The 1777-nt window shown below is 41.4% G+C and carries 2 protein-coding genes and 1 pseudogene; all 3 read right to left on the bottom strand.

Annotated elements, in window-relative coordinates; all coding sequences use genetic code 11:
- On the bottom strand, positions 1 to 1113 hold a 1113-nt coding region (locus B2X33_RS02040), incomplete at its 3' end, for an iron-containing alcohol dehydrogenase (RefSeq protein WP_296667238.1).
- 78 nt (positions 1114 to 1191) lie between these two features.
- Positions 1192 to 1485: a flagellar biosynthesis anti-sigma factor FlgM gene (locus B2X33_RS02035; RefSeq protein ID WP_078930815.1), complete on the bottom strand. Its 294-nt coding sequence runs from the start codon at positions 1483 to 1485 to the stop codon at positions 1192 to 1194.
- Positions 1486 to 1504: 19 nt separating this feature from the next.
- A pseudogene (locus B2X33_RS02030) lies at positions 1505 to 1777 on the bottom strand (16S rRNA (cytidine(1402)-2'-O)-methyltransferase); the annotation flags it as partial.

Genomic DNA, 1777 nt, shown 5'->3' with positions numbered 1-1777 from the left:
GTCGCTTGTCATTGAACACGGCATAAAATTTATCCAGTCGGTCGAAGCCGCATCTTCGGCAACAGCGGCAAGCTGCTCAATTGTTACAGAAAGCTCTTTTAAACGAAGCGGCAGATTTTCTTTTGCGAGACGTTCACGGATATTGTCTGCAAAAGCCTGGGCCTGCTCTGCCTCAGAATCTTTTTTTTCAATTCCAAAGAAGTTCGCAAATTTTGCAACACGGTCAGCCTTGAATTTTGCGCAAAATTCAATCACGTATGGAAAAATAACCGAGGCAACAAGAGGACGGCTTATCTTAAATCTAGCATTTACCGCAAGAGCCAGAAGTCCTGCCGGTCCAAAAGACGATGCGCTAGACGCAAGACTTGCCAGACATCCTCCTTCAAAAAGCAATTCTTCTTTTGACGTCGTAATATTCAGAGAATTTGAACCATCGAGAGCCAAACGCAAAAGTTCTGCCGATTTTTCTGCGGTCATATCGCTAAAAAAGTTCGCTTTTTGAGAAAAATAACTTTCCGCCGCAAGACAGACGCTTTCCACAGCCATTGAAAAAGTTTGATTTTCGGTCAGCGTAACAGACATTGCAGGGTCAAAAACTGTAGTTTTGCAAAGCGCATTCTGAACTTTTAAAAGTTTTAAACCGTTCGTCCGAGAATCACAAATTGCAATTCTATCTGTAAAAACACCCGGACACCTGCAAGTCGTGCTCAGCACAACAAGCGGAAGCGGAGATTTTGAAGGGAGCACACCATCCGCAAAGTCATAGATACTTTTTTCTTCGTAAAAAAATGCAGCGACACAGCGGGCGATTTCTATGGTTTTTCCGCCGCCAACTGCAATCACCGCCTGAATATGAGAATTTTTTGCAAGATTGAGAGCAGAAGCCGCAGCCTTTGTATCTGCCGACTCCGCAATTTCGTCAAAAATAAAAAAATCAACTCCACGGTCAGAAAGAGCCTGTGTAATTTTGTCCGCAGCGCCCACAGAACGCAAGACAGGATCCAAAACAAGCATAAACCTTTTTCCAAACTCGCAGGCAAACTGTCCAATCCGGCTTGCAGCATAAGAAGAAATAATCACATTAGGCGAAACTCTAAACACAAAATCTGTCATACGCAGCCAGTCCTCCAAACTAAACAAAAAAAGCAGAACAAAATGTTCTGCTTCTAAAGTAATCAATAAACGGTTAAGTTAAAAACCCCAGGAATCCAAAATACGATCTGCGGCTGAACCAATTGTTACAGAATTTAAATAATTTGGATCTTTTATTTTTTCTTTAACAGAGGCAACAAGGTCAGAACGAACATCTGGAGTTTCTTCTGCAACCTGGCTCAAAAAATATGCTCTTGCAGCTTCTTTTGCTTCGTCAGAAACGTTGATTGAATCAGAAGTATCTGTAATAGAAGTTCTTTCCATGCCATTAGTACGGCGAGAGTTCTGTACATTGTTGATTGGATTGATTCCATTAATGTTCTGTACCATCATTTTAAACCTACCTTACTTCTTAATTATCGGCATTATCTTCCGAAAGTTGAGCATTTTTATTGCCCGAAATAAAAACTGCGAATTCTCCCAAAACCTTAGCTCTTGAAGAAAATTCGACACGCATCTCTTCTGCCGTACCGCCAATAATTTCTTCGTGCATTTTTGTCAGCTCGCGACCAACAACAACGCGCCGTGTACTATCAATATCGGCTATATCAGTCAAAAGTTTAACAATTCTAAACGGAGATTCATATAAAACAACAGCATCTCCAGTTGCCAAAAGCTCTCTAAG

Source organism: Treponema sp. UBA785 (assembly GCF_002297065.1).
Taxonomy (GTDB): Bacteria; Spirochaetota; Spirochaetia; order Treponematales; family Treponemataceae; genus Treponema_D.
Note: the sequence above shows the minus strand (reverse complement) of the source record. Positions and strands in the feature narration are given on the sequence as shown.

What these genes read in the sequence shown, in the direction of transcription:
- B2X33_RS02035 (WP_078930815.1), bottom strand. Translation starts at nt 1,485, where the DNA reads ATGATGGTACAGAACATTAATGGAATCAATCCAATCAACAATGTACAG.